We start from the raw sequence: 21,378 nt of genomic DNA, 5'->3' as shown, positions 1-21,378 counted from the left end.
GCCTGCCCTCGAATTACCGGTGGCAGGCTATCTTTATGGTCATGCTATATAAGTACCGCATCAGCTTCCGCTGCCTATGCGGGCATTCTGCTGTTGTTTGCAAATGATTTTTCGTAAGCTGTCCCCGGATAAAAAGTAAACCCGCTCAAGGTCAGCGATTGACCGCCCTTTGCAATATTCCGCGTAGATCTCACCATTGCGATCGTTGATCCGCGCTTTGGTGCCGCTCAGCTGTCCCCAGCCGGCTCGCTCTTCGCTTTGTTTCGGAATGTAAAGCAATTCGCCATCAATATATTGCTGGATTTGCCTAAGCAGAGTCGGGGGAAGCACATCTTTTCCGTTTTTGTAACGCCCCATCGAGGCCCTCCTTCGATATTTGGTTCCATTGGCTTTCGTTGGCTTGTTTTGCGTTAAACATGGCTAACCCTCCTCCTTTCGTATTTTGCGTTGCGATTATATTCAAAATTGATGGGGGAACCGGGTAGGTTCCCCCTATATGGGACATTCGCTTACGCGAATGCCACCTCCTGGATCTGAATCATTTCGTTCAGCCTCCTTTCCGTTCATTTCGTCGGCCCGACATCTATATTAACGCATAGAAAGACGGTGTCCCGCAAGGGCAAAAACGGTTAAATTTGTATTTTGCCATAATCGAATTTTAAATCCTTCTTGCTCATTCGCCTTCTCAGCCAGCTGAAACGTACGCCTAGTTGACATTCTTAAAATATTTAAATAATATTCACCTATCTGACAGGTATAAAGGACGGTTGAACGATGATTCGCAAAATTAAAAAGCAGCACACCCATGAACTCGTATCCGAGGAGATCATCAAATATATTGCAGACAAGGAATTGACCGAAGGGGACAAGCTTCCGTCCGTTGACGAGCTGGTCCGGATGTTTGGTGTAGGACGGTCCTCCCTGCGCGAAGCGCTGCGATATTTGGAAGCCATTGAAATCGTAAAGGTCATTAACGGAAAAGGCATATACGTCAACGATGCGGGCTCTTACCGGTACAGCGGAAAAGTAAAAATAGACGACGAAAAATCGTTTCTGCTCGATATTCTTGACGTTAGAAGGGCGCTGGAAGGCAAAGCCGTCGAGCTGGCCGCGAAACGGATAACGGACGCCAAGATCGAGGAGATGAAAGCATGCCTCGCGGAATACGACGAACGAAAGCAAAAAGGTCTGGATACGTCGGCGATCGATTACGAATTCCATCAGCATATTTACGACGCCGCAGGAAATCCGCTGCTTCATAGCGTGTACGACTCCATATCGGAGCTGATTAAGAAGTTCTTTTCGGGCCCGTTCGGGGTTAAAGAACTGTTCGACAATACCTACCCGTTCCACCGCACCTTATTCGACGGGATTGCAAACCACGATGCAAAGCACGCGTTGAAAGAATTTAGCCAAATGATGGACATTATCGAGGAGACTATACGGGAATATTGACAGAAAATTTAGATATTGACAACTTGTAAATGGCTCACTTATATTAAACCTATCAGACAGGTATACAGTATGATACTCACTCATTTTAAGGGGGATTCCAATGCAACAAATGTCTTGGAAGAAATCACTGTTATCCGTATCTATGATTGGTGTGGCACTAAGTTTGACCGTAACGGCATGCAGTTCTTCCGGCTCCAAGAATGGAGACGGTGGAGGAGACAAGGTTGTTACGCTGCGCATGATCGAAAGCTTGACGAGCCCTAATCGCACGGCCATCATTCAAGAAGGCATAAAGGCATTCATGGATCAGAATCCGAACATTAAGGTCGAACTGATCTCGCCGCCGTTCGATCAGGCGGACAACAAGATCAGAACGATGCTTAACGCGAAGCAAGAGCTTGACGTGCTTGAGGTTCGCGATCTCAACGTGGCGGAATTCGTAAACAACGGCTACGTGGAACCGCTTAATGACTATACGAAAAATTGGGATGACTTCAAAACCGTCACCTCCGTCGCCCAGTCCGTCGCTACCGTTGGCGACAAGCTGTATTTCATCGCAAACGGACTCTATCAGCGGCAGCTGTTCTATCGCGCGGATTGGCTGAAGGAAGCGGGCATCTCCGTTCCGGCTACATACCAGGAGTTAATCGATGCTTCCGTGAAGCTGACCGACCCTTCCAAAAACCGCTTCGGCTTCTCGTTCCGCGGAGGATCCGGCGCCAACGCCGTTCCGGATACGATGATCCAGGCTTACGATTCGGAAAAAATCAATATCGATGACGCGATGTTCCTGAAGGACGGCGGCACCATCTATTCGTCTCCGGAAGCGAAGGAAGCGGTCGAACAATACGTGAAGCTCTATAAAGAAGGCTCGCCGCCCGACTCTATCAACTGGGGCTTCCAGGAACAGGTGCAAGCGTTTACGTCCGGCGTGACGGCATTCCTGTTGCAGGATCCGGACGTTATACAGACGTTGAACGATAGCATGGAGGAAGGCACGTGGGCAACCGCTCCAATGCCGAAGGGCCCGAATGGCAAAGCGCTCATTTCCGCCGGCGGCGCGGGTTGGGGAATTACCTCCTACTCGAAAAACAAAGAAGCTGCCTGGAAGCTGATCAGCTTCTTGTCCTCGCCTGAAGAGAATACCAAGCTGTCGAAGAGCCACGGCACCGTGCCGATTCACTCTTCCGCTACCGAGGATGCATTTTTCCAAAGCGGACCGTACAAGACGCTGCTCGATATGACGAATCAGCCGGACACGTTCGTTAACTTCAAGCCGCCTTTCCAATATCCTGCGAATGGACAATGGGGCACGGTAGCCATGGAATCCGGACAGAGCATGCTGCTGGGACAGACGAGCGTGGAAGATACGTTGAAGAAATGGGACGATTACTGGGTGAAAGCGAAAGCTGAATTGAAAAAATGACCTTAAATAGCGGTGGGCGGCATGAGAACCGCCTGCCGCATTTTACTAGCGGGGGAAGGTGAGATGGCATGAGCAAGCAGCGAAGGTACATATTACTCAGTTTGCTTCCTGCATTGGCATTGCTGCTGGTTTTTACGTTCTATCCTTTTTTGCAAGGGGTAGTCATGGCGTTTCAAAATTACGTGCTCTTTGACCTGACCAACGTTCAGTTCATCGGCTTGCAAAACTTCGGAACCGCGTTTCGGGACGCGAAGTTTCTTTCGGCGCTCGAGAACAGCGGGTATTGGGTGTTTTTCTCGCTTGTGCTGCAATTCCTGATCGGTTTGTCGCTTGCTCTGACGCTGCGAAAAAAATTCAGGGGAAGAGGGATCTATCAAGGCTTTGTTTTCTATTCCTGGGCTTTGTCCGGTTTTCTAATCGGCCTGATCTGGAAGTGGATGTTCAACTCGCAAATTGGCGTCATTAACGATCTGTTAATGCGAACGGGCCTTATTGATACGCGCATCGGCTTCCTCTCCGATCCGAAATGGGCCATGACGTCGGTTATCATCGCTAACGTCTGGTACGGCATCGCGTTCTTCGCGATTATGCTGCTGGCCGCGCTGCAATCCGTGCCCGCGGATCTGTACGAAGCGGCGGAAATGGACGGTGCCGGAGGGCTGCGCAAGTTTTTTAACGTGACGTTTCCTTATATCCTGCCGACGGTTATCGCAACGACTTTGCTTCGGGCCATCTGGATCTTCAACGATCCGTCCATCATCTACGGCCTTACGAACGGCGGACCTGCCGGAACGACCCATATTCTTTCTTCGCTTATGCTGGATAAGATTATCTATGGCGGGGATTACGGAATGGCCTCGGCGATTGGCGTAATCATGATCATCATTCTTATGCTGTACACCGTGTTCTATTTGTTCGCTACAAGATCGGAAAAGGCAGGTGACTTCTAGATGAAGCAACGCGCGTTGACGGGCCTGAAGTCGCTTTATCTTGCCATTTTTTTCCTCATTATGGTTTTTCCGCTCTATTGGATCGTGATCACTTCGCTTAAGCCGCGCAAGGAGATTTTTTCTTTGCCGATTCGGTATTGGCCGGAGAAATTTACCTTCGAAAACTATGCCAATATTTTTAAAGTTTCAAAGTTTCATGTCTATATCGGAAACAGTCTGCTTATTTCGGTAATTGCCGCACTTATCGTCATCTGCATTGCAACGTTAAGCGGTTATGTCATGGCCCGGTTCCAGTTCCGGGGGCATAAGCAAATTATGATGGCCTTTTTCTTGACGCAAATGCTGCCCGGATTTATTTCGCTCGCGCCGCTCTATCTGCTGATGGCCGACATGAACCTGATCAATAACCGGTTTTCCTTGGTTCTTGCCTACACGGTTATGCTTATTCCTTTTTCCACGATTATGCTTCGGGGGTTCTTCCAGCGAATTCCCAGCAGTCTGGAGGAAGCGGCGATGATTGACGGCTGCTCCAGGCTGACGGCTCTGATTCGGGTCATTATACCGGTCATGCTGCCCGGAATTGCATCCACCTTTATTTTCGCATTCGTGCAAAATTGGAACGAGCTGTTTATGGCGGTTATGTTTATTGACGATGAGAATTTGAAGACGCTGCCCGTGGCGATGAACTCCTTCGTCATGAAGTTCGACGTGGATTGGGGTTCCATGTCCGCCGGTACCGTATTGTCCGTCATTCCGACCGTCGTTCTGTTTGCGTTCGCTCAGCGGTATATCGTGGAAGGGCTGACGCAAGGCGCCGAGAAGGGTTAGAGGCATAGCGGCGGAATGACGCAAACAAAGGAATGAATGCATAGGGAGAGAAACCGAATGAATGAAGGACTGCATACCAAAGTAGCGCATGACGAAGTGGATACGAAGCATTACGGCGCCGTCACGATGCCGATTTATCAAAATAGCCTGTTTGCGTTCGAAAACCATGAATCATTCGATCATGCCATGCAGGACGTATTGGCTGCTACCGTCTATTCCCGGGGCAATAATCCGACGGTACAATATTTGGAGGGCAAAATAGCGGAATTGGAAGAGGCTGAACGGGCGCGCTGCTTCGCGTCGGGGATGGCTGCCATAGCCGGCTCCTTGCACGCGCTGTTGAGATCAGGAGACCATGTCATCTGCGTCAATCAAGCTTATGGACCAACGAGGCAGTTCCTGGACGAATTGTCGGAACGGTACCGGGTCGAAGTTACTTATGTCGACGGCTGTCTGTTATCCGACTTCGAAGAGCAGTTACAGCCGCATACGCGACTGATCTATCTGGAGAGCCCGACATCGGGCTTGTTCCAGCTGCAGGACTTGGAGGGAGTCGCGGCGCTTGCGAAACGCGAGGGTGTTCTTACGATGATTGACAGCAGCTGGGCGACGCCATGCTACCAGCGTCCGCTTAATTGGGGAATAGATCTCGTGCTTCACTCGATGACCAAATATTTCTCCGGCCATAGCGATTGCCTGGGAGGCGTCGTGGCAGGCCGCGCGGACCTGATCGATGAAATTGCAAACAAAGGGTATATGCTGTTTGGGGGCGTTATGACTCCGCATACGGCTTCCCTCATGATCCGGGGGCTGCGAACGCTGCCTCTCAGGATGGAAAGACATCATAGCAGCGGGTTGATTATCGCGGAATTTATGGAGAAGCATCCGCTCGTGAACCGCGTGAATCACCCCGGTCTGCCTTCGCACCCGCAGCACGCTCTCGCATGCAAGCAATTGGACGGGTACGGCAGCCTATTTTCCTTCGAAACTCAGTTGCCGGCAGAAATGCTGAAGAAGTGGGCGGACGCCTTGCGTTATTTTCGGATTGGAGTCAGCTGGGGCGGCTTCGAAAGCCTGGTGACGGTTGGGCAAACGCCTGCAAGCCGCAATGCAGCGGGTAATAACCCTTCTGTAGCCCGACTGTACATCGGTCTGGAGGATCCGCAAACGCTGATCGGGGATATCGAGCAGGCTTGGGATCACGTTATCGGAACATAACGTCAGTCCGTTATAAGGAATAGCAGGACAGCAGCCCGCCGCATGGCGGGCTTTTTGCTAACTTAAGGGCATGTGTTATTTTAATAAGTAGCCACATTAATATATAGAAGGAGAATGGATGAGATGAAATCGTCGCTGCCTATCATTGTTCGCTCTACGGAAATTGACGTCAACGGACATGTGAACAACGCAAAGTACCTGGAATATTTCGAATGGGGACGAGAGGAATGGTACGAGTTATGCGGGCTTCCTTATGAAGCCTTCGCCAGCATGAATATACAAACGGTTACCGTAAACATCAACGTAAACTATAGAAGCGAGTGCAGGCAAGGAGACCAATTAACGGTCACCTGCCAGCCTGAACGAATAGGCAATTCCAGCTACGTTTTGAGGCAGGAGATTAAGGACGAGCGCGGCGAAGTCCGGGCCGATGCCTTGGTTACGAGCGTAACGATGGATCAATCCACCCGCAAAAGCCGCGCGGTCCCGGACGAGCTTAGGAAGTTTTTCAAATCTCAGGAATAAACGGCCTCATTTTTCAGACCGCAGGTTTCCAGTACGCCCGTAAGAATCCCAATCATCTTCTCTACATCCTCGGCGGTTACGATAAGCGGCGGCATTAAGCGAATCGTGTGCGCATTTGGTGCATTCACAAGCAGACCGTTGTTCATGCACTGTTCGGCAAGGGCTGGGGCAGTTCCCTCGGGTACGTCAAAAGCAAGCAGCAGTCCTTTGCCGCGGACTTGACTGACCGCATAATTGTTAGCCAGTCCGTTCAGCTTCTCTTGAATAAAAGCCCCCTGTTTTGCCGCATTATCCGTTAGTCCCCGCTGCAGGATTTCGCTCACGACCGCATGGCCGGCCGCCATGCCAAGCGGCGCCGCGCTATAGGTGCCGCCTTGATCCCCCGGCTCGAACAGATCGTATTGCTCCGTAGTCAGCATCGCCGAAAGCGGGAATCCGCCGGCGATTCCTTTTGCGAGCGTCATCACGTCCGGCTTCACGCCGTAATGCTCGTAAGCAAACAGCTTCCCGGTTCTTCCGAGGCCGGTCTGTACTTCGTCGAAAATCAGCATAATGTCGTATATGTCGCAGGCTTTGCGCAAGGCTTGCAAATAAGGAGCATCCACCGAGTGGACGCCGCTTTCGCCTTGTACAAGCTCAAGCATAATCGCGCAGGTTTTATCGCTGATCGCGGCAAAGCAGGCGTCGAAGTCATTAATCGGCACATGTTTGAAGCCTGGGACCTTAGGCTCGAATAAATTCTCGAACGCCGGTTTGCCGGTTGCCGACATCGTGGCCAGCGTTCTGCCGTGGAAGCTGTTCGTCAACGTAATAATCTCGTAAGCGCCGTTCAGATGAAGGGCGCCATGCTTCCGGGCAAGCTTAATCGCGCTTTCGTTCGCCTCGGCGCCGCTGCTTGCGAAGAAAACTTTGTCAAAGCCCGAAATCTCCGTAAGGAGGTTCGCGAACTCAATCATGGGCTTGTTATAGAATCCCGGACTTGCATGCACGAGTTGACCGCTTTGATGAGCGAGAGCTTCCTGCAATACGGCAGGGGAATGTCCAAGACTCGTAACCGCCCAACCCCCAATAAAGTCCAGATAAGCCTTGTCTTCGGTATCCCACATATACATGCCTTCCCCGCGGGTCATGACTACTTCAGGACGTTTAGCCGTATATAGGAGCGATTGCTTGGCGGATGCGAGCAAGGCGTCGGTTGTTTTCGTTAACGATTGCATGAATGATCGAACCTCCATCTCTAACATGATGTGAATTAATATACAGCATAATGTATATTAATTCAATATCGGGACGAGCGATTTGCGAAAAGAATATTTTTCCTGCTTTTAAGCATGAGAAAAGGCCATCCCGCATAGGCGGGATGGCCTTACGTTTCCTTTATCCGATTGTAATTTTTCCTTCCGGGTGCCGGTAAAGCTCTTTGGACTGATTCGGAACCAGGGTATAAGCGAGGGTGAGCGGCCCCATCCTTCCGACAAACATAACGATAATGATTAAGATTTTCCCGATGTCGGTCAAATGCGGGGTTAACCCCATCGATAAGCCCGTCGTTCCGAAGGCGGAGGTAACCTCGAACATCACCGTCAGGAAATCCGTCTTCTCCGTAGCGGACAAAATCATCGTAAACAAGACAATGGTGGCAACGGATACGGCCGTAATCGTCAGGGCTTTGTGTACCCGGTCTTTTGCCAAACGGCGCTTGAAGAAGACGACATCCTCTTTCCCGCGGATCATGGCAATAACGGCTCCGATCAGAATGGCGAAAGTCGTGACCTTAATGCCGCCGCCCGCGGATCCCGGGGAGGCCCCGATAAACATCAGAATAACAAGCAGGAATTGGCTCGCATTGCGCATATCGGCGATATTCAGCGTATTCGCGCCGCCGGACCGCGGCGAGATGGACTGGAACAAGGAGCTGTACAGCTTGCCCGCAAAGCTAAGAGGCTCCAGCGTGTTTGTATATTCGAATATAAAGAGGAGAACCGCTCCTCCCAAGAACAAGAGGCCGGACGTATACAGCACAACCTTGGAGTGTAACGACAGCTTGCGTATCTTCGGATAGTCAATCACTTCGGCCAGAACGATAAAGCCGATCCCGCCAAGAAAAATAAGCAGCATCAGGACCGCGTTGATAATCGGATCGTCGACATGATTGGTAAAGCTGTTAAAAGGACCATGAATCGGTCCCATTATATCGAGGCCTGCATTCGTGAACATGGATACGCTATGGAAGACGCCGTAATATAAGGCTTTGTCAAACGGCATCATAGCCGACCAGCGCAAGGTAAGGAGCAGGGCACCGGCAAATTCAATCGTAAACGCGTAGATCAAGACGCGGCGGATAAAACGGACAATCCCTTCAAGCGAGGTATGGCTCATCGATTCCTGCAGCCACAGCCGTTCCCGGAGCGAGATCCGTTTGCGGAAGGCGAGAGCGAATAAGGTGGCCATCGTCATAAAGCCAAGTCCGCCGACCTGCATCAGCATCAGGATGACAAGCTCGCCGAAGGCAGAGAAATGGGTCCCGGTATCGACAACGACAAGACCGGTTACGCAGGCCGCCGTTGTGGCGGTAAAGAAGGCATCGTTAAAAGGCGTATGCATGCCGTCTTCCGAAGCGTAGGGCAACGAAAGAAGAATAGAGCCGATCAGAATAATAACAATAAAGCCTGCGGTCAGGATTTGCGGAGGACTGATTTTGGTTAGCGTGGATTTCTTCAAGCCGTGTATCACCTTTCATGGAAAGCCTAGGACTTATGCGAAAATTCTAAGTTCCCGACGTTATCTGGTATAATTAGTATAAAGCAAACGGTACAGGAGGACTACAGCTACTATGAAATCAAGATACATTGCGAGTTTGTCATTGGCCATTATGTTTATCGGCTTTATCGTAACCAGGTTGTGGCTGCCGGACAATTGGTGGACGCGGCTCCTCGAGAGCGGCTTTGAAGCCGGTCTTGTCGGGGGAATTGCGGATTGGTTTGCGGTTACGGCTTTGTTCCGTCATCCGTTCGGCATTCCGATTCCGCATACGTCCCTGCTGCTGAAGAACAGGGACAAAATCGTCAATTCTCTCATATCGGCGATGGAAAACGAGCTGCTGAACAAGGAAAGCATCAGCAAAAAGCTGAAGGAGCTGAAGCTGTTCAGAGGATTGGCATCGGGCATTACGGGACTGATCGGCAAGCGTAAATTGAGGGTTGGCATTCTGCGGTTCGCCCAGTCCTCGCTTGAAGAGGTTCCGCTCGAGAAGCTGAGCGCCAAAATTCAGGAGCTTGCCGTGGATTATATCCGCAAGCAGGATATCGTTCCGATCGTAGACAAGCTGACGGACAAATTCGTCTATGAAGGCTGGGACGAGAAAGCATTGGATTTCGTTCTTGCGCAAGGACAGGAATGGGTGAAGAAGCGGGAAACCGAGCAATTCTTCGGAAGACTGGCGCATAGCAAGATGGAAGAATTGCAGGTAGGCGGCTTTATGGGCTTCGCCGTGCAAGCCTTTGTTGGCTTTATGAGTCCGGAGAAGCTGGGACCGATCATTCAGGGCATGCTGCTCTCGAGTATCAAGGAGCTTGGCACGCCGGGCAATCCGAACAGGCAGAAGCTGCTGGATGAATTGAAGAAGCATGCTTTGGCCTTGTCTTCCAATGAAGAGCTGATGACCCGCATGAAGGCTGGACTGGAGTCCGGCGCGGAGAGCGTTGGAGTGGAACGGTTTATCCATCTTCGTCTGGAAGAGCTCCGTCAACTGCTGCTCGATAAGCTGGAGGAGGAATGCCTGAACGGGGGACGCATTCTCGTCAAAGCCTTCCGCTTCCTGGTCGAGCAGGCGAAGAGCAGAGAAGAGTTAATCCATCGCTGGGAACAGTCTATTCTGGCTTATTTGGTCAGCTGGATCGAGAAGAACCATTACCGGATTGGCGTGCTGGTGCGGGATAACGTCAACCAAATGGATGATCAGGCGCTCGTTCAAATGCTGGAGCAGAAGATCGGTAAGGACCTGCAGTGGATTAGGGTGAACGGCGCGGTGTGCGGCTTTATCGTCGGCATCATCCTTTCCTTCTTTTAATGAGGGCCGTATTGGAGGATAAATTAGTGACCGTATTGCAGGTAAATGAAATGGCAAAATCCAAGTTCGATAACCGTAATGAGTGGCTGTTCAGCGGCGTTACGGCAGAGATCCGGCCGGAAGACCGGATTGTTCTGCTGGGAGGCTCCGGCCAAGGGAAAAGCACGCTGCTCCGTATTTTTTCGCTGCTCGAGCCTTTCGATAAGGGCGACATTCATTTGGATGGGCAGACGTCCGCCGAATGCAAGCCGCAAAACTGGCGCAAAAAGGTTACCTATGTGGCGCAGAAGCCGGTTATGCGAAGCGGCACGGTTGCTCACAATCTCCGTACGGTCAGCGAGCTGCATAATAAGCCTTTCGAAGAAGAGCTGGCCCGCAGCTATATGGAGGCTGTTGGCCTAGGGCGGATGGATTGGGACAAGCAGGCTTCGGATCTCTCCGGCGGCGAGCAGCAGCGGCTTGCGCTTGTCCGTTCCCTGCTGCTTCATCCCGAGCTGCTGCTGCTTGATGAAATTACGTCTTCGTTAGATCCGGCAAGCAAGAGAGCCGTCGAGAAGCTTCTTATGGATTGGGCGGCTGGACAGGCCAATGGATTGGAGAGAGCATACCTGTGGATTACGCATGATCTGGATCAGGCACGCTTGATCAGCAATCAAGTCTGGTTTATGGCCGAAGGAAGGTTGCTTGAGAGGAGCGCTACAGAGATGTTTTTCGAAAATCCGGCTACGGAACAGGCGGGCTTGTTTATACGCAGCTTGCAGGAAACAGGGGGGAGAAGCAATGAATAATATTGCCCTCCTATGCACCGTATGTTTTGTTGCGGTTGCGGCCTTAATCTCCATGAAACAGAAGCTTGGGCTGGAGAAGGAAATTCTGATCGGCACGATCCGGTCGGCGGTTCAACTGCTGTTTATCGGCTACGTTCTTCATTTCGTTTTCGAAACAAGCCATCCGGCTTTCATCATTATTATTATTTTATGCATGATTATGGTTGCCGCATGGAATGCGGGAGCCAAGGCGAAGCACGTCCGGGGGATCCGCAGCCGGATTGCTATAGCACTGGCCTGCACGGAAGGGGTCACGATGGCGATTTTGCTTGGCCTAGGCATTATAGATCCAACGCCGCAATATATCATACCTGTCAGCGGTATTATTATTGGAAGCTCGATGATCGTATGCGGCTTGCTCTTGAACCAGATGAAGAGGGAGATGGAGACGGCCAGGGGCGAGATGGAGATGCTTCTTGCCCTGGGGGCAACGGAAAAGCAGGCGGTCCACGGTTCCTTGCGCCGCTCTGTCAGAGCCAGCATGATTCCGACGTTAGACGGCATGAAGACGGTTGGCCTGGTGCAGCTTCCCGGCATGATGACAGGGATGATTGTGGCGGGAGCGGATCCGATTGAAGCGGTCCGTTATCAGATTCTCATTATGTTCGTGCTGGCCTCCTCCGCGGCAATGACCGCAATGGTGCTCAGCTTGATCAGTTACCGCTTATGGTTTACGAAGGATGCCAGGCTGCTGCCTATGCTTCCGGAAGATAATTGAGGTTAAGAAAAAGAATTTGTAAATTCTATTGAAAGTTGCGAACATGCGTTCTATAATTAGAGGGCGGCAATTCTTATAGAAGAAAAAAAGCCCGCCTTTTCCGTATCGGAAAAGACAAGCCTTTACCAAAACTACATTTATTCAGAAAGGGTCGCCGCCTGTTCCTCCAGGCTTATCCACTCCCGTGACCACTTCTCGATTTCCCTTACAACAGGCTCTAGTGCACGGCCCTTTTCCGTTAGGGAATATTCGATGCGGACAGGAATTTCCGGATAAACAACGCGGGTAACGATTCCTTCAGTCTCCAAATCCTTGAAACGTTCGGATAACAGCCTGCCGCTGATCGGAAGCGCGGCTTGAACAGCGCAGAAACGCTGCGGGCCAGCTAACAGCTGATAAATAATTAGGCCGATCCAACGTTTTCCAATGAGATCCATCCCTTTCTGCACGCGCGGACAAAGGTCAGATTGCTCCATAACGATCACCTCTGGTTCATTTCCATTCCATTATAGTCACATTGTTAAATGAATACAAGCAAACTTTTGTTAGGCTTGTAACTTGACGTCACTTCATTATGAAATTATAATTAGTTACTATTAGTAACGAGGAATTCTGATGAAGATATCCCTATTCCAGCCTACATGGGCGAATGCGAGGATGGACCAGCAGCCTGTTGCGCTATGGCTTCATTCTCAATATACTGGTATCTACTGCAAGAATTTGGTCAATTATTCGTGGTTTATTATTCAGCTAAAAAGAAGGTGCGGTAAACATGTCTAATGAACATATCTTATCGATATTAAAAAATAAAATTAAAACCATCGACAAAGGCGATCATGCGATCCATGTCGTAGGTCCAATCAAGCTTCCCGTCGAGCTGGACGGAGAAACCGTAACATTCCAATGGTACAGCTGGCTCCGCCGCGATATCGGGAAGAGCGAATCCGTGGAAGAGCTGATTACGGAGCTTAATCAAGTTCATTATGCGGACTTTCAGCAGTCGAGCGTTCTGGTATACGGCGACTTCGAGCATGAGGAGGAAGTGCTTATTCGCATGCACAGCATCTGTCATACCGGCGATATCTTCGGCAGCCAGCGCTGCGACTGCGGCTTCCAGCTGAAGCAGTCGATGCGGATGATTATGGCCCACGGAGCAGGCGCATTGTTCTATCTGGCCAACCATGAGGGACGCGGTATCGGACTATTCAGCAAAGCGATGGCTTACCTGCTCCAAGAGGAAGGCCTTGATACGGTAGATGCCAATCTTGAGCTTGGTTTTGCCGAGGACGCTCGTGACTACAGCGAAGCTATTGACGTATTGAAGCTTCTTCGCCAAGCGCCGGTATCCATCATTACGAACAATCCGCGCAAGGTGGAAGCCCTTCGCGACGCGGGGATGAATATCACCTCCCGCGTGCCGTTATGGGGAGAGGCATCCGTTCATAATGAGAAGTATTTATCCACCAAGGTTGCCCGTTCCGGTCATTTCGAGCGGGAGCTGGCGGTAAAATAAGGAACAGGCCGAGCATTCGGCCTGTTTTTTTTGCGCAATGACCGAAACCAATCGATCTATCCTGTCGTCTAATGGATATGCTCAATCTGGCATACACTATATGGAACGGAAGGTTGGGTGTAAATGAACTCTCGTCTAAAACAATTCTTATATAGACTATTTACCGTCTGCATCGTGTTCGGATTAATGGGGTGCAGCAAAGGGGAACCAAATGATAATGCCGCCCGGGCTGACCGGGCTGTCAAGCAACCTGCAACCACGGAAGCCGTTGAGAAAAGCTCTGAGCAGGATGCTCTCATACATAAATTCAAGACGGTGGTCAGCACGGCGAAGGAAGCTTCCGATATCGTATCCTTTCTGAACGAGAATTTGAACAAAGCGGGGCAGAATAATGCGGACCAGATGGTTAGGGAGCTTTACGCCTTTTACGCGAAGGATCTGCCGACCTCCCAGGAAGCTTTTTTTGGCGATAATGTTCAAAATGTGCTGACGGAAATGGACTGGCCGATCACCTCGGCGAACGCGGCGTCCATTACCGACGAAGCGGTCAGGCAGCTTGTGGTGACCAAGCTGTCCGGCGGTTACAAGCTGGTATGGGTAGAAGGCACCATCTATCCGATTGTAGACTATAGCAACCAGCAGAAATACAGCATGTATCTGTCCAAGCCGTTAAACAGCTATATCGCTTTGAAAGCCGCGGAATCCGACGAACCGGCTGCCATGGATGCCGGGCTTGTTATTTCGTGGAACGAATTAGCGAGCAGAGCGGTGATGGCCGAGACCTTTCTGAAGCAATATGCGGATTCCCCGGAATACACGGAGGTTGAGAGTATCTATCTGGATACTTATTTGAGAATGTATATAAACGGACTTTCGAATACGCCAATTTTCGATTCAAACCATTTGAAGATAATACCGGAAGTGAAAGCAAGTTATAAGAAAGTGGCGGCTGAAAATCCGGATACCGTTACCGGCATTATGGCGAACCGGTTTTTGGAGATATTGGCGAAGTCGGATGATGTCGGCATGATGCGCGGGCCTGCTGGTACGCAGCTGCTGCCAGAGGTGAAGAAATTCCAGAAAAACTACCGCCTGACGGCTTTAAACCTGTTGAAGGAAGCCTAGAGCGCATCCAAAAAACGACAAAATTATTTTGCGTTCCGCATCTATTTCAAGTATGATTGGATGTAACATAAACGAACCAGAAGGAGTAGGACATGAACTCGAAAACTAGCCATTGTAAAATTGTCGATTGTACGATCCGCGACGGCGGACTTGTGAACAACTGGGATTTCAGCGTTGAATTCGTTCAACATCTCTATAATACATTGAACGAAGCCGGCGTAGACTATATGGAAATCGGCTACAAAAACTCGCCAAAGCTGCTGAAAGGCGCAGATTCGGCTGGTCCTTGGCGTTTCCTGGATGACAACTTCCTGAAGCAAGTCATCCCTAATAAAGGCAATACCAAGCTGTCTGCTCTTGTCGATATCGGCCGCGTAGACGAGAATGACATTCTGCCGCGCAGCGAGAGCCTTCTTGACCTCATCCGCGTAGCCTGCTACATCCAGGATGTAGATAAGGCTCTGCAATTGGTTCAACTGTTCCATGAACGAGGATACGAAACTACTCTTAACATCATGGCACTCTCCAACGTGATGGAGAATCAGCTGATCGATGCCTTTGAACTGATCAAGGAAAGCGTAGTGGACGTTGTCTACATCGTAGACTCGTACGGCAGCCTGAAGCCTAACGATTACAGCTACCTGATTGAGAAATTCCAGCATCATCTGCCTAACAAACGCCTTGGTATTCATACGCATAACAACATGCAGCTTGCTTTCGCAAACACGCTGCTTGCCGCGGAAAAAGGCGTAGAGCTGCTTGATGCTTCCGTATACGGCATGGGCCGCGCTGCAGGCAACTGCAACACGGAGCTGCTTGTCGCTAACCTGCAAAACGCGAAATACAACGTGCGTCCGGTTCTCGACATGATCGAGAAATACATGATTCCTCTCCGCGAGAAGGAAGAGTGGGGCTACATTATCCCTTACATGATCACAGGCATGCTGGATGAGCATCCGCGCTCGGCGATGGCGCTTCGTGATTCCGAAGACAAAGATAAATGCGTTGACTTCTACGATCGTTTGACGACTCCGGAAGTTGCTCATAGCAAATAATGGTGGGGCTGCCTTGGTTTAAGGCAGCCTTTGTTTTTTAGGGATGACTGCATGCTCAGGTTGGATCATGCTGCGCTGCGTGTTGCTCAGGTCGGGTATTGTATCTCCTTCCAGCTCACCGAATTGCAATAGTAGTAATTCACCCTACAACAATTCGTTGTTGCTGTTGTTCCTCTGAATATTGAACTTATTCATCTGATGAGTATTCAGAGGAACAAAGGCAGGCGCTCCGCTCTTCCAGGAGATACAATACCCTCTCTTCGCCCACTCCGCGTGCTTCCCAACCTTCGCACTCTGCCCACAAAGGGGCTGCCTTAAAATAGGCAGCCCCTTTGTGGTGGGGAAGTGGAGGCGCCTGGTGGATTCCAGGCGCGGGCCGGGAAAGGCGTGTGAGCACATGCCTTACGAAAAGTGATAAATAATTGGCGACTGCAGGATGCTGCAAGAAAAATCATAACCTACTTATTGTTAGTGCCGAGGTTCGGCTCCGATATGGCAGATGAAAGGGCAGTGGAAAGGTAATTGAAGGGGAAGCATAACTAGTCAAGCACTGATGGACAAACGAAGTAAGGGACAGGCATAGATTCAAAGGGATAGAAAGGCGTGGAAAGACAACGAAGAAAGGAGCTGCCGGTTAGGGCAGCTCCTTTCTGGTGCAACAGGGACCTTAAAGTTTCTTTTTCATGGTTACGTGAGGGATGCCCTCTTCCAGGAATACGTCGGAGACAGTGTGGTAGCCCAGCTTGGAGTAGAAGGCTTCCGCATGCGTCTGGCCGTTAAGCTTTGCTTCCTTGAGTCCGTCTTCGCGGGCAACCGACTCAAGTGCTTCCACAACGGCGCGGCCGAGTCCGTATTTGCGGTGGGAGGCAAGGACGCAAATGCGCTGCAGCTTTGCTGCGCCGTCAACTACCCTTACGCGGCCAGCGGCTACGGGCTCATTGTTGTAAAGGACCAAGACATGCTTGGACGATTCTTCGAATTCATCGTATTCGTTCTCGGCCGGCACGCCTTGCTCGTCCACAAAAACTTTTTTGCGGATGTCGTAAACCGCCTTCAGATCTTGTTCATTGGCAACCAATCTTGAAGTAATTGTCATGTTGTTCTCTTTCTCCTTCCCTATGTACAAGAGGCTAGGATTGGCGCAGCTCGCCGTCGCCCCGGATGGCAGCGGCCTGATGCGGCTCGTTCGGGTGCAAATAGGCGGTCCCGTTAAAGGCTCGTCCGTCGGTTGCCGTTGCGTATAATTCGACCCGGATATCCTCGCTTTGTCCAAACCATTGAAGCAGTTCGGTATCTTTTACTCCGTTAACATCCACATACCATAGCTTTGATCCGTAATCCGACACTAGCACAAGCTCAGCGGATCGGAACAGAAGCTCCTTCATCTGCTGCCGGTATACAATCTCAATGTTCTTAAGTTGAATAATTTCCATTATTGCAGCCCTCCATGAACTGGCATAAAACGGCCCGATCTTCAGCCGGGATGCCTGCTTCTGATTGTAATGTTGATTGCCGGTTAATGCAACAATCCCCCTGTTCCCAACGTCTATTTAGAAAATAAAGGGGGTTATGGAAAATGATTAAAAACCAAACAAAAAACAAGCTCATGTCCATGATCGTTTCAATGCTCGTTATGTTGCTTATTCTGGCCGGCTGTTCGTCAAGCCGGAACGATAACGCAGCCGACCGGGCGGCTCCGGATCGCGGGACGGATAGCAGTAAAGCCGAATCTTCAGCGGATGACCGGGGGAACCGGGTTGAGAATAGGGCTGAAGAACCTGAATCCCACCGGGAAGAGGTACGCCGACAAGGACGGACCGACGCGCCTATTCAGGCAGGTCAACTGACTGCCGGCGAGTGGGATGATCTTGCCGCATGGGACCGGTTCAATAATTTGCTTAATAGTTATGAAGGCAGCGACAGCTCCGCGCATTGGGGCTTTGAATATTTTAATCGGCTGGAAGTATCGGTGACCTCTGACGGCCGTGCCGTGTCCGATGCAAGGGTAAGGCTGATCGGTCAGCAGAATCAGACGGTCTGGGATGCCAAGACAAATGCAGAGGGCAAGGCATACGTATTTGCGGGATTGTTCCAGGATAACGAGCAGCCTTATCAGAGAACGCGTTATTCGGTTGAGGTAATGGCCGACCAGCAGAAGAAAAAGGTATCGAACATCGAGGTGCCCGGTCAGGGAGCCTTGAAGGTAGATCTGGACGGGGAGCTGCCGGAATCTAATCAGGTAGACGTCATGTTCGTGATGGATACGACCGGCTCCATGCAGGATGAGATGGATTATTTGGAAGCCGAGCTGAAGGATGTGATCACCCGAGTGGGCGAGAAGCATGCCAATCAGCTGGACATCCGGATGAGCACGAATTTTTACCGGGATATTCATGATGATTACGTGGTGAAGGCAAATCCTTTTACAGCCAATATCGATCAGGCGGTAAAGCTTATTGCTATGCAAAAAGCGCAGGGCGGCGGGGATTATCCGGAAGCGGTGGAGCAGGCATTGCGCAATGCGGTCAGCGATCATAAATGGAGCGAGAACGCGCGGGCAAGGCTTCTGTTCCTTGTGCTGGACGCGCCGCCTCATCATGAAACCCAGATTATGCAGGAAATGCATAGCGTATTGGCGGAAGCGGCTAAGGCAGGGATTCGCATTATTCCGGTTGCCTCAAGCGGCGTTGATGTGGATACGGAATATTTGCTCAGGTTTGCAGCGGTTGCAACCGGAGGCACCTATTTGTTCCTGACCGACGACAGCGGCATCGGCAGCGATCATCTGGAACCGGCGGTAGGCGAATACGAGACAAAGCTGTTAAATGATCTGTTGGTTGAAGTCATTAACCGGTATGTTCAATAGGTAAAGGATAAAGCCCCTAACGGACCGTTTGGACGGGATAGTGGTTGTCCTGGTTGTAAAAACAAGAGTTGTCCGGATAAACGGGCAGCTCTTTTTTTGTGACTATAGGATGGTAGGTATCGCGGATTTCTTTTACAATGGGGAAAAAGAGCAGATCCGGAGGTGCTGATCATGTCTGTTCACGTAACGCCGCTTGGCGACCGCGCGCTTGTCCTCCGACAGGATACGCAGGGAGCGGACGGCTGGAAGCAGATGGCCGATCTTGCATGGACATTGAAGCAGCAAGCCGAAGCGTGGGTGATTGATATTGTACCGGCTTACGAGACGGTTACCGTCCTGTATGACCCTGCCAAGCTGTGGCGGGAGATTGAACAAGGGCCGGAGGCTGCCGTTCTGCTGCCGTATCAGCTTGCGGAACGGAAGCTGCGCGATTTGATCGAGAATGGAAGAGCAGCCTCGGATCGAGGAGGAAAAGGCCGCAGATTCGATCTTCCCGTGTATTACGGAGGCCAATACGGTCCGGATCTGGAAGAGTCGGCCGAACGTTCGGGGCTGACGGCGGCGGAGTTCGTCGAGGAGCATTCGAGGGTGGAGTATACCGTGGCGATGATTGGGTTTATGCCGGGCTTTCCGTATATGAGCGGGCTTCCGGATAACCTGGAGCAGCCGCGAAAGGCCGTGCCGCGTGCTATTGTCCCGGCAGGGTCTGTGGGAATTGCGGGAAAGCAAACCGGGATTTATCCGCTTGCTTCGCCCGGGGGATGGCAGATCGTCGGCTACACGCCGATCCAAATGTTTGACAAGGAGCGCAGCGAGCCTGTGCTGCTTCGGGCAGGCGACCGCGTCCGATTTATTCCCGTTTCCGGAGGTGACTTCCGCTAATGACGGATCAAAGCATAACCGGGATTACCGCGATAAAAAGCGAAGCAGAGAGCTTCAGTGGATTAAAGGTATTGAAACCCGGCCTCTCGACCACGATTCAGGATTTGGGCAGGGAGGGCTACCGTTCTTCGGGCATTGCGGCCGGAGGGGCGATGGACCGGTATGCGCTGCGGATGGCCAATCTTCTAGTGGGCAATGAGGAAGGGGAAGCGGGACTTGAGGTAACGCTTGTCGGGCCGGAGCTGAGGGTGGATACGGATCTTCTCATTTCCGTTTGCGGCGCCTATCTGGAGCCAACCATAGACGGGGAAGAGCTGCCGATGTGGAGGCCGGTCTTTGTTCCGCGCGGCGCGGTGCTTCGCTTTGGCCGCGCCGTAAGCGGCTGCCGCGCCTACGTGGCGGCAGCGGGGGGCTTCGGCGTGCCGCGCGAGCTTGGCAGCCGCAGCACGGATACGCGCGCCGCGCTGGGCGGGCTCGCCGGGCGGCGCCTTGCCGCCGGCGACGCCTTGCCCTGCGGCGCGGCGCATGGCGCAGCTGCCCCGTCCCGGTGGGCAGCCGCATGGGCAGCGGCGCTTTCGCGGCAGGGCGAAGCCTCCGCCGCGAAAGCGCCGGAAGGCGCGGGCCGCCGCCTGCCGTGGGCGGCCGCGCCATGGTTCGCGCCGCCGGGAGCCTACGGCGGCGACGAAACCGGCATCGTGCTTCGCGCGATGCCGGGGAGCGAGCACGGGCAGTTCAGCGCAGCTGCCCGTGAAGCGTTCTTCCGGGAGCGGTATGCCATCGCTCCCGCCTCGGACCGCATGGGGTGCCGCCTGATCGGCACCCCGCTGGCAAGAGAGTCCCGTGCGGAGCTGCTCTCGCACGGGGTAACGCCCGGCGCCGTCCAGGTACCGCCCGGCGGCGGGCCGATCATTCTGGCCGCCGACTGCCAGACAACCGGCGGCTACCCCAAAATCGCGCATGTCGCGACGGTCGACATGCCGCTCCTGGCCCAGGCGAAACCGGGCGATACGATCCGGTTCCAGCCTGTTACCCTGGACGAAGCGCAGCGGCTGGATCGCCAGCGCGAGCAGGATATCCGCTATCTGGCCTCCGCGATCCGCAGCCGTCAGCCTTAAAAGAAAGGAGCACCAGCATGGTAAACATTGATACGGACAATCGCGCGGTAGATCTCAATTGCGATTTCGGAGAAGGCTACGGCAGCTATTCCTTCGGGCAAGATGCCGAGCTTCTTCCCTATATAACAAGCGTGAATATCGCCTGCGGCTTTCATGCCGGCGATCCCCACACGATGCATGCGGCCGTGAAGCAGGCTTTGTCCGCGGGCGCCGCAATTGGCGCCCATCCCGGCCTGCCCGACCGGCTTGGCTTTGGCCGCCGGGAGATGCAGGTAACCGCAGCCGAGGTGTATGATTTTGTTTTATACCAGGTTGGCGCATTGCAGGCTTTTGTTCGGGCAGTAGGCGGGGAAATGGCTCACCTGAAACCGCATGGAGCCCTTTATCATATGGCTAATCGCGATAAAGCGATCTCTGAGGCGATTGTCAAAGCGGCCTTGGCTGTTGATGACCGCCTTATTATTTACGGTCAATCCGGCAGCTTGCTGCTGGATGCGGCCAAGCAATACGGACTGCCTTCCGCATCCGAGGTATTCGCGGACCGGGCTTACGAGCCGGACGGAAGTCTCGCTCCCCGCGGCAAGCAAGGAGCCGTTCTGCATGATGCGGATCAAGCGGCAGCCCAAGCGGTAGCGATGGCAGCGAAGGGCATTGCTTTTACGCCGGAAGGCGCTCCGGTAAACGTGCAAGCCGACACGATTTGCCTGCATGGCGACGGTTCCCACGCGGCTCTGTTTGCTTCCCGCATTCGGGAGGCGTTGATCCAAGAGGGGATTACTCTCCGGGCGCCGGGCAAGGCGTAAGAT

At 52.2% G+C, this 21,378-nt stretch carries 22 protein-coding genes; 16 read left to right on the top strand and 6 right to left on the bottom strand.

Annotated features, from left to right (window positions below; all coding sequences use genetic code 11):
* Positions 1 to 60: 60 nt before the first annotated feature.
* Positions 61 to 357 carry a CD3324 family protein gene (locus CFI03_RS12705; protein ID WP_015842974.1) on the bottom strand — a complete coding sequence of 99 codons (297 nt, stop codon included), beginning with the start codon at positions 355 to 357 and terminating at the stop codon, positions 61 to 63.
* Between the two features lie 417 nt (positions 358 to 774).
* Here CFI03_RS12705 and CFI03_RS12700 point away from each other — a divergent pair, with 417 nt between their 5' ends.
* From CFI03_RS12700 to CFI03_RS12675, 6 genes are all read left to right on the top strand, one after another.
* Complete coding sequence (locus CFI03_RS12700) at positions 775 to 1,455, top strand: FadR/GntR family transcriptional regulator (protein ID WP_116393914.1); 681 nt, start codon at positions 775 to 777, stop codon at positions 1,453 to 1,455.
* Positions 1,456 to 1,555: 100 nt separating this feature from the next.
* Positions 1,556 to 2,881, top strand: a complete 1,326-nt coding sequence (locus tag CFI03_RS12695; RefSeq protein ID WP_116393913.1) for an ABC transporter substrate-binding protein — start codon at positions 1,556 to 1,558, stop codon at positions 2,879 to 2,881.
* Between the two features lie 164 nt (positions 2,882 to 3,045).
* Positions 3,046 to 3,831 carry a carbohydrate ABC transporter permease gene (locus CFI03_RS12690; RefSeq protein ID WP_248757527.1) on the top strand — a complete coding sequence of 262 codons (786 nt, stop codon included), beginning with the start codon at positions 3,046 to 3,048 and terminating at the stop codon, positions 3,829 to 3,831.
* Positions 3,832 to 4,659, top strand: coding sequence for a carbohydrate ABC transporter permease (locus CFI03_RS12685; protein ID WP_116393911.1), 828 nt, complete (start codon positions 3,832 to 3,834; stop codon positions 4,657 to 4,659). It begins immediately after the preceding gene.
* 57 nt (positions 4,660 to 4,716) lie between these two features.
* Positions 4,717 to 5,877 carry a trans-sulfuration enzyme family protein gene (locus tag CFI03_RS12680; protein WP_116393910.1) on the top strand — a complete coding sequence of 387 codons (1,161 nt, stop codon included), beginning with the start codon at positions 4,717 to 4,719 and terminating at the stop codon, positions 5,875 to 5,877.
* Positions 5,878 to 6,000: 123 nt separating this feature from the next.
* On the top strand, positions 6,001 to 6,402 hold the full coding sequence (locus tag CFI03_RS12675) for an acyl-CoA thioesterase (RefSeq protein WP_116393909.1): 402 nt from the start codon (positions 6,001 to 6,003) through the stop codon (positions 6,400 to 6,402).
* Here the strand turns inward: CFI03_RS12675 and CFI03_RS12670 are convergent.
* Together CFI03_RS12670 and CFI03_RS12665 are read right to left on the bottom strand one after the other, a co-directional pair.
* The gene (locus CFI03_RS12670; protein WP_116393908.1) at positions 6,393 to 7,619 is read right to left on the bottom strand and encodes an aspartate aminotransferase family protein; all 1,227 of its coding nucleotides are present in this window, start codon (positions 7,617 to 7,619) and stop codon (positions 6,393 to 6,395) included. The genes CFI03_RS12675 and CFI03_RS12670 overlap by 10 nt on opposite strands.
* Before the next feature lie 160 nt (positions 7,620 to 7,779).
* Positions 7,780 to 9,123, bottom strand: coding sequence for a TrkH family potassium uptake protein (locus CFI03_RS12665; RefSeq protein WP_116393907.1), 1,344 nt, complete (start codon positions 9,121 to 9,123; stop codon positions 7,780 to 7,782).
* Positions 9,124 to 9,235: 112 nt separating this feature from the next.
* Here CFI03_RS12665 and CFI03_RS12660 point away from each other — a divergent pair, with 112 nt between their 5' ends.
* The 3 genes from CFI03_RS12660 to CFI03_RS12650 are packed head-to-tail and all read left to right on the top strand — an operon-like array spanning position 9,236 to position 12,016.
* Entirely contained in the window at positions 9,236 to 10,471 is a 1,236-nt protein-coding gene (locus tag CFI03_RS12660) for a DUF445 domain-containing protein (protein ID WP_116393906.1), read from the top strand.
* A gap of 26 nt (positions 10,472 to 10,497) precedes the next feature.
* Positions 10,498 to 11,259: an ABC transporter ATP-binding protein gene (locus tag CFI03_RS12655; protein ID WP_248757526.1), complete on the top strand. Its 762-nt coding sequence runs from the start codon at positions 10,498 to 10,500 to the stop codon at positions 11,257 to 11,259.
* The gene (locus CFI03_RS12650) at positions 11,252 to 12,016 is read left to right on the top strand and encodes an ABC transporter permease (protein ID WP_116393905.1); all 765 of its coding nucleotides are present in this window, start codon (positions 11,252 to 11,254) and stop codon (positions 12,014 to 12,016) included. Before CFI03_RS12655 ends, CFI03_RS12650 begins: the two co-directional genes overlap by 8 nt.
* Positions 12,017 to 12,153: 137 nt before the next feature.
* Here CFI03_RS12650 and CFI03_RS12645 read toward each other — a convergent pair whose 3' ends face one another.
* Complete coding sequence (locus CFI03_RS12645) at positions 12,154 to 12,492, bottom strand: winged helix-turn-helix transcriptional regulator (RefSeq protein WP_116393904.1); 339 nt, start codon at positions 12,490 to 12,492, stop codon at positions 12,154 to 12,156.
* Positions 12,493 to 12,788: 296 nt separating this feature from the next.
* On the opposite strand from CFI03_RS12645, the gene CFI03_RS12640 reads away from it, so the two are divergent.
* The 3 genes from CFI03_RS12640 to CFI03_RS12630 all read left to right on the top strand — a co-directional run bounded on the left by CFI03_RS12640 (position 12,789) and on the right by CFI03_RS12630 (position 15,709).
* A complete protein-coding gene (locus tag CFI03_RS12640) occupies positions 12,789 to 13,529 on the top strand; it encodes a GTP cyclohydrolase II (protein WP_116393903.1) in 741 nt (246 codons plus the stop codon).
* Between the two features lie 123 nt (positions 13,530 to 13,652).
* Positions 13,653 to 14,654: a hypothetical protein gene (locus CFI03_RS12635; RefSeq protein WP_162862760.1), complete on the top strand. Its 1,002-nt coding sequence runs from the start codon at positions 13,653 to 13,655 to the stop codon at positions 14,652 to 14,654.
* 92 nt (positions 14,655 to 14,746) lie between these two features.
* Positions 14,747 to 15,709 carry an aldolase catalytic domain-containing protein gene (locus CFI03_RS12630; RefSeq protein WP_116393901.1) on the top strand — a complete coding sequence of 321 codons (963 nt, stop codon included), beginning with the start codon at positions 14,747 to 14,749 and terminating at the stop codon, positions 15,707 to 15,709.
* Between the two features lie 667 nt (positions 15,710 to 16,376).
* Here CFI03_RS12630 and CFI03_RS12625 read toward each other — a convergent pair.
* Together CFI03_RS12625 and CFI03_RS12620 are read right to left on the bottom strand one after the other, a co-directional pair.
* Complete coding sequence (locus CFI03_RS12625; protein ID WP_116393900.1) at positions 16,377 to 16,805, bottom strand: GNAT family N-acetyltransferase; 429 nt, start codon at positions 16,803 to 16,805, stop codon at positions 16,377 to 16,379.
* 34 nt (positions 16,806 to 16,839) lie between these two features.
* Complete coding sequence (locus tag CFI03_RS12620; RefSeq protein WP_116393899.1) at positions 16,840 to 17,142, bottom strand: hypothetical protein; 303 nt, start codon at positions 17,140 to 17,142, stop codon at positions 16,840 to 16,842.
* Between the two features lie 143 nt (positions 17,143 to 17,285).
* On the opposite strand from CFI03_RS12620, the gene CFI03_RS12615 reads away from it, so the two are divergent.
* The 4 genes from CFI03_RS12615 (at position 17,286) to CFI03_RS12600 (ending at position 21,375) form a co-directional block, all read left to right on the top strand.
* On the top strand, positions 17,286 to 18,575 hold the full coding sequence (locus CFI03_RS12615; RefSeq protein WP_116393898.1) for a VWA domain-containing protein: 1,290 nt from the start codon (positions 17,286 to 17,288) through the stop codon (positions 18,573 to 18,575).
* 171 nt (positions 18,576 to 18,746) lie between these two features.
* Positions 18,747 to 19,457: a 5-oxoprolinase subunit PxpB gene (gene pxpB, locus CFI03_RS12610; protein ID WP_116393897.1), complete on the top strand. Its 711-nt coding sequence runs from the start codon at positions 18,747 to 18,749 to the stop codon at positions 19,455 to 19,457.
* Positions 19,457 to 20,572, top strand: coding sequence for a 5-oxoprolinase subunit C family protein (locus CFI03_RS12605; RefSeq protein ID WP_248757525.1), 1,116 nt, complete (start codon positions 19,457 to 19,459; stop codon positions 20,570 to 20,572). Before pxpB ends, CFI03_RS12605 begins: the two co-directional genes overlap by 1 nt.
* Before the next feature lie 17 nt (positions 20,573 to 20,589).
* Positions 20,590 to 21,375: a LamB/YcsF family protein gene (locus CFI03_RS12600; RefSeq protein ID WP_116393896.1), complete on the top strand. Its 786-nt coding sequence runs from the start codon at positions 20,590 to 20,592 to the stop codon at positions 21,373 to 21,375.
* Positions 21,376 to 21,378: the final 3 nt, after the last annotated feature.

The organism is Paenibacillus sp. ATY16, assembly GCF_003399985.2.
Taxonomy (GTDB): domain Bacteria; phylum Bacillota; class Bacilli; order Paenibacillales; family Paenibacillaceae; genus Pristimantibacillus; species Pristimantibacillus glycanilyticus.
Note: the sequence above shows the minus strand (reverse complement) of the source record. Positions and strands in the feature narration are given on the sequence as shown.

Bases quoted from the DNA above. Each gene is read 5' to 3' on its own strand.
- CFI03_RS12705 (WP_015842974.1), bottom strand. From the start codon at position 357: ATGGGGCGTTACAAAAACGGAAAAGATGTGCTTCCCCCGACTCTGCTT.
- CFI03_RS12700 (WP_116393914.1), top strand. From the start codon at position 775: ATGATTCGCAAAATTAAAAAGCAGCACACCCATGAACTCGTATCCGAG.
- CFI03_RS12695 (WP_116393913.1), top strand. From the start codon at position 1,556: ATGCAACAAATGTCTTGGAAGAAATCACTGTTATCCGTATCTATGATT.
- CFI03_RS12690 (WP_248757527.1), top strand. From the start codon at position 3,046: ATGGCGTTTCAAAATTACGTGCTCTTTGACCTGACCAACGTTCAGTTC.
- CFI03_RS12685 (WP_116393911.1), top strand. From the start codon at position 3,832: ATGAAGCAACGCGCGTTGACGGGCCTGAAGTCGCTTTATCTTGCCATT.
- CFI03_RS12680 (WP_116393910.1), top strand. From the start codon at position 4,717: ATGAATGAAGGACTGCATACCAAAGTAGCGCATGACGAAGTGGATACG.
- CFI03_RS12675 (WP_116393909.1), top strand. From the start codon at position 6,001: ATGAAATCGTCGCTGCCTATCATTGTTCGCTCTACGGAAATTGACGTC.
- CFI03_RS12670 (WP_116393908.1), bottom strand. From the start codon at position 7,619: ATGCAATCGTTAACGAAAACAACCGACGCCTTGCTCGCATCCGCCAAG.
- CFI03_RS12660 (WP_116393906.1), top strand. From the start codon at position 9,236: ATGAAATCAAGATACATTGCGAGTTTGTCATTGGCCATTATGTTTATC.
- CFI03_RS12650 (WP_116393905.1), top strand. From the start codon at position 11,252: ATGAATAATATTGCCCTCCTATGCACCGTATGTTTTGTTGCGGTTGCG.
- CFI03_RS12645 (WP_116393904.1), bottom strand. From the start codon at position 12,492: ATGGAGCAATCTGACCTTTGTCCGCGCGTGCAGAAAGGGATGGATCTC.
- CFI03_RS12640 (WP_116393903.1), top strand. From the start codon at position 12,789: ATGTCTAATGAACATATCTTATCGATATTAAAAAATAAAATTAAAACC.
- CFI03_RS12635 (WP_162862760.1), top strand. From the start codon at position 13,653: ATGAACTCTCGTCTAAAACAATTCTTATATAGACTATTTACCGTCTGC.
- CFI03_RS12630 (WP_116393901.1), top strand. From the start codon at position 14,747: ATGAACTCGAAAACTAGCCATTGTAAAATTGTCGATTGTACGATCCGC.
- CFI03_RS12625 (WP_116393900.1), bottom strand. From the start codon at position 16,805: ATGACAATTACTTCAAGATTGGTTGCCAATGAACAAGATCTGAAGGCG.
- CFI03_RS12620 (WP_116393899.1), bottom strand. From the start codon at position 17,142: ATGGAAATTATTCAACTTAAGAACATTGAGATTGTATACCGGCAGCAG.
- CFI03_RS12615 (WP_116393898.1), top strand. From the start codon at position 17,286: ATGATTAAAAACCAAACAAAAAACAAGCTCATGTCCATGATCGTTTCA.
- pxpB (WP_116393897.1), top strand. From the start codon at position 18,747: ATGTCTGTTCACGTAACGCCGCTTGGCGACCGCGCGCTTGTCCTCCGA.
- CFI03_RS12605 (WP_248757525.1), top strand. From the start codon at position 19,457: ATGACGGATCAAAGCATAACCGGGATTACCGCGATAAAAAGCGAAGCA.
- CFI03_RS12600 (WP_116393896.1), top strand. From the start codon at position 20,590: ATGGTAAACATTGATACGGACAATCGCGCGGTAGATCTCAATTGCGAT.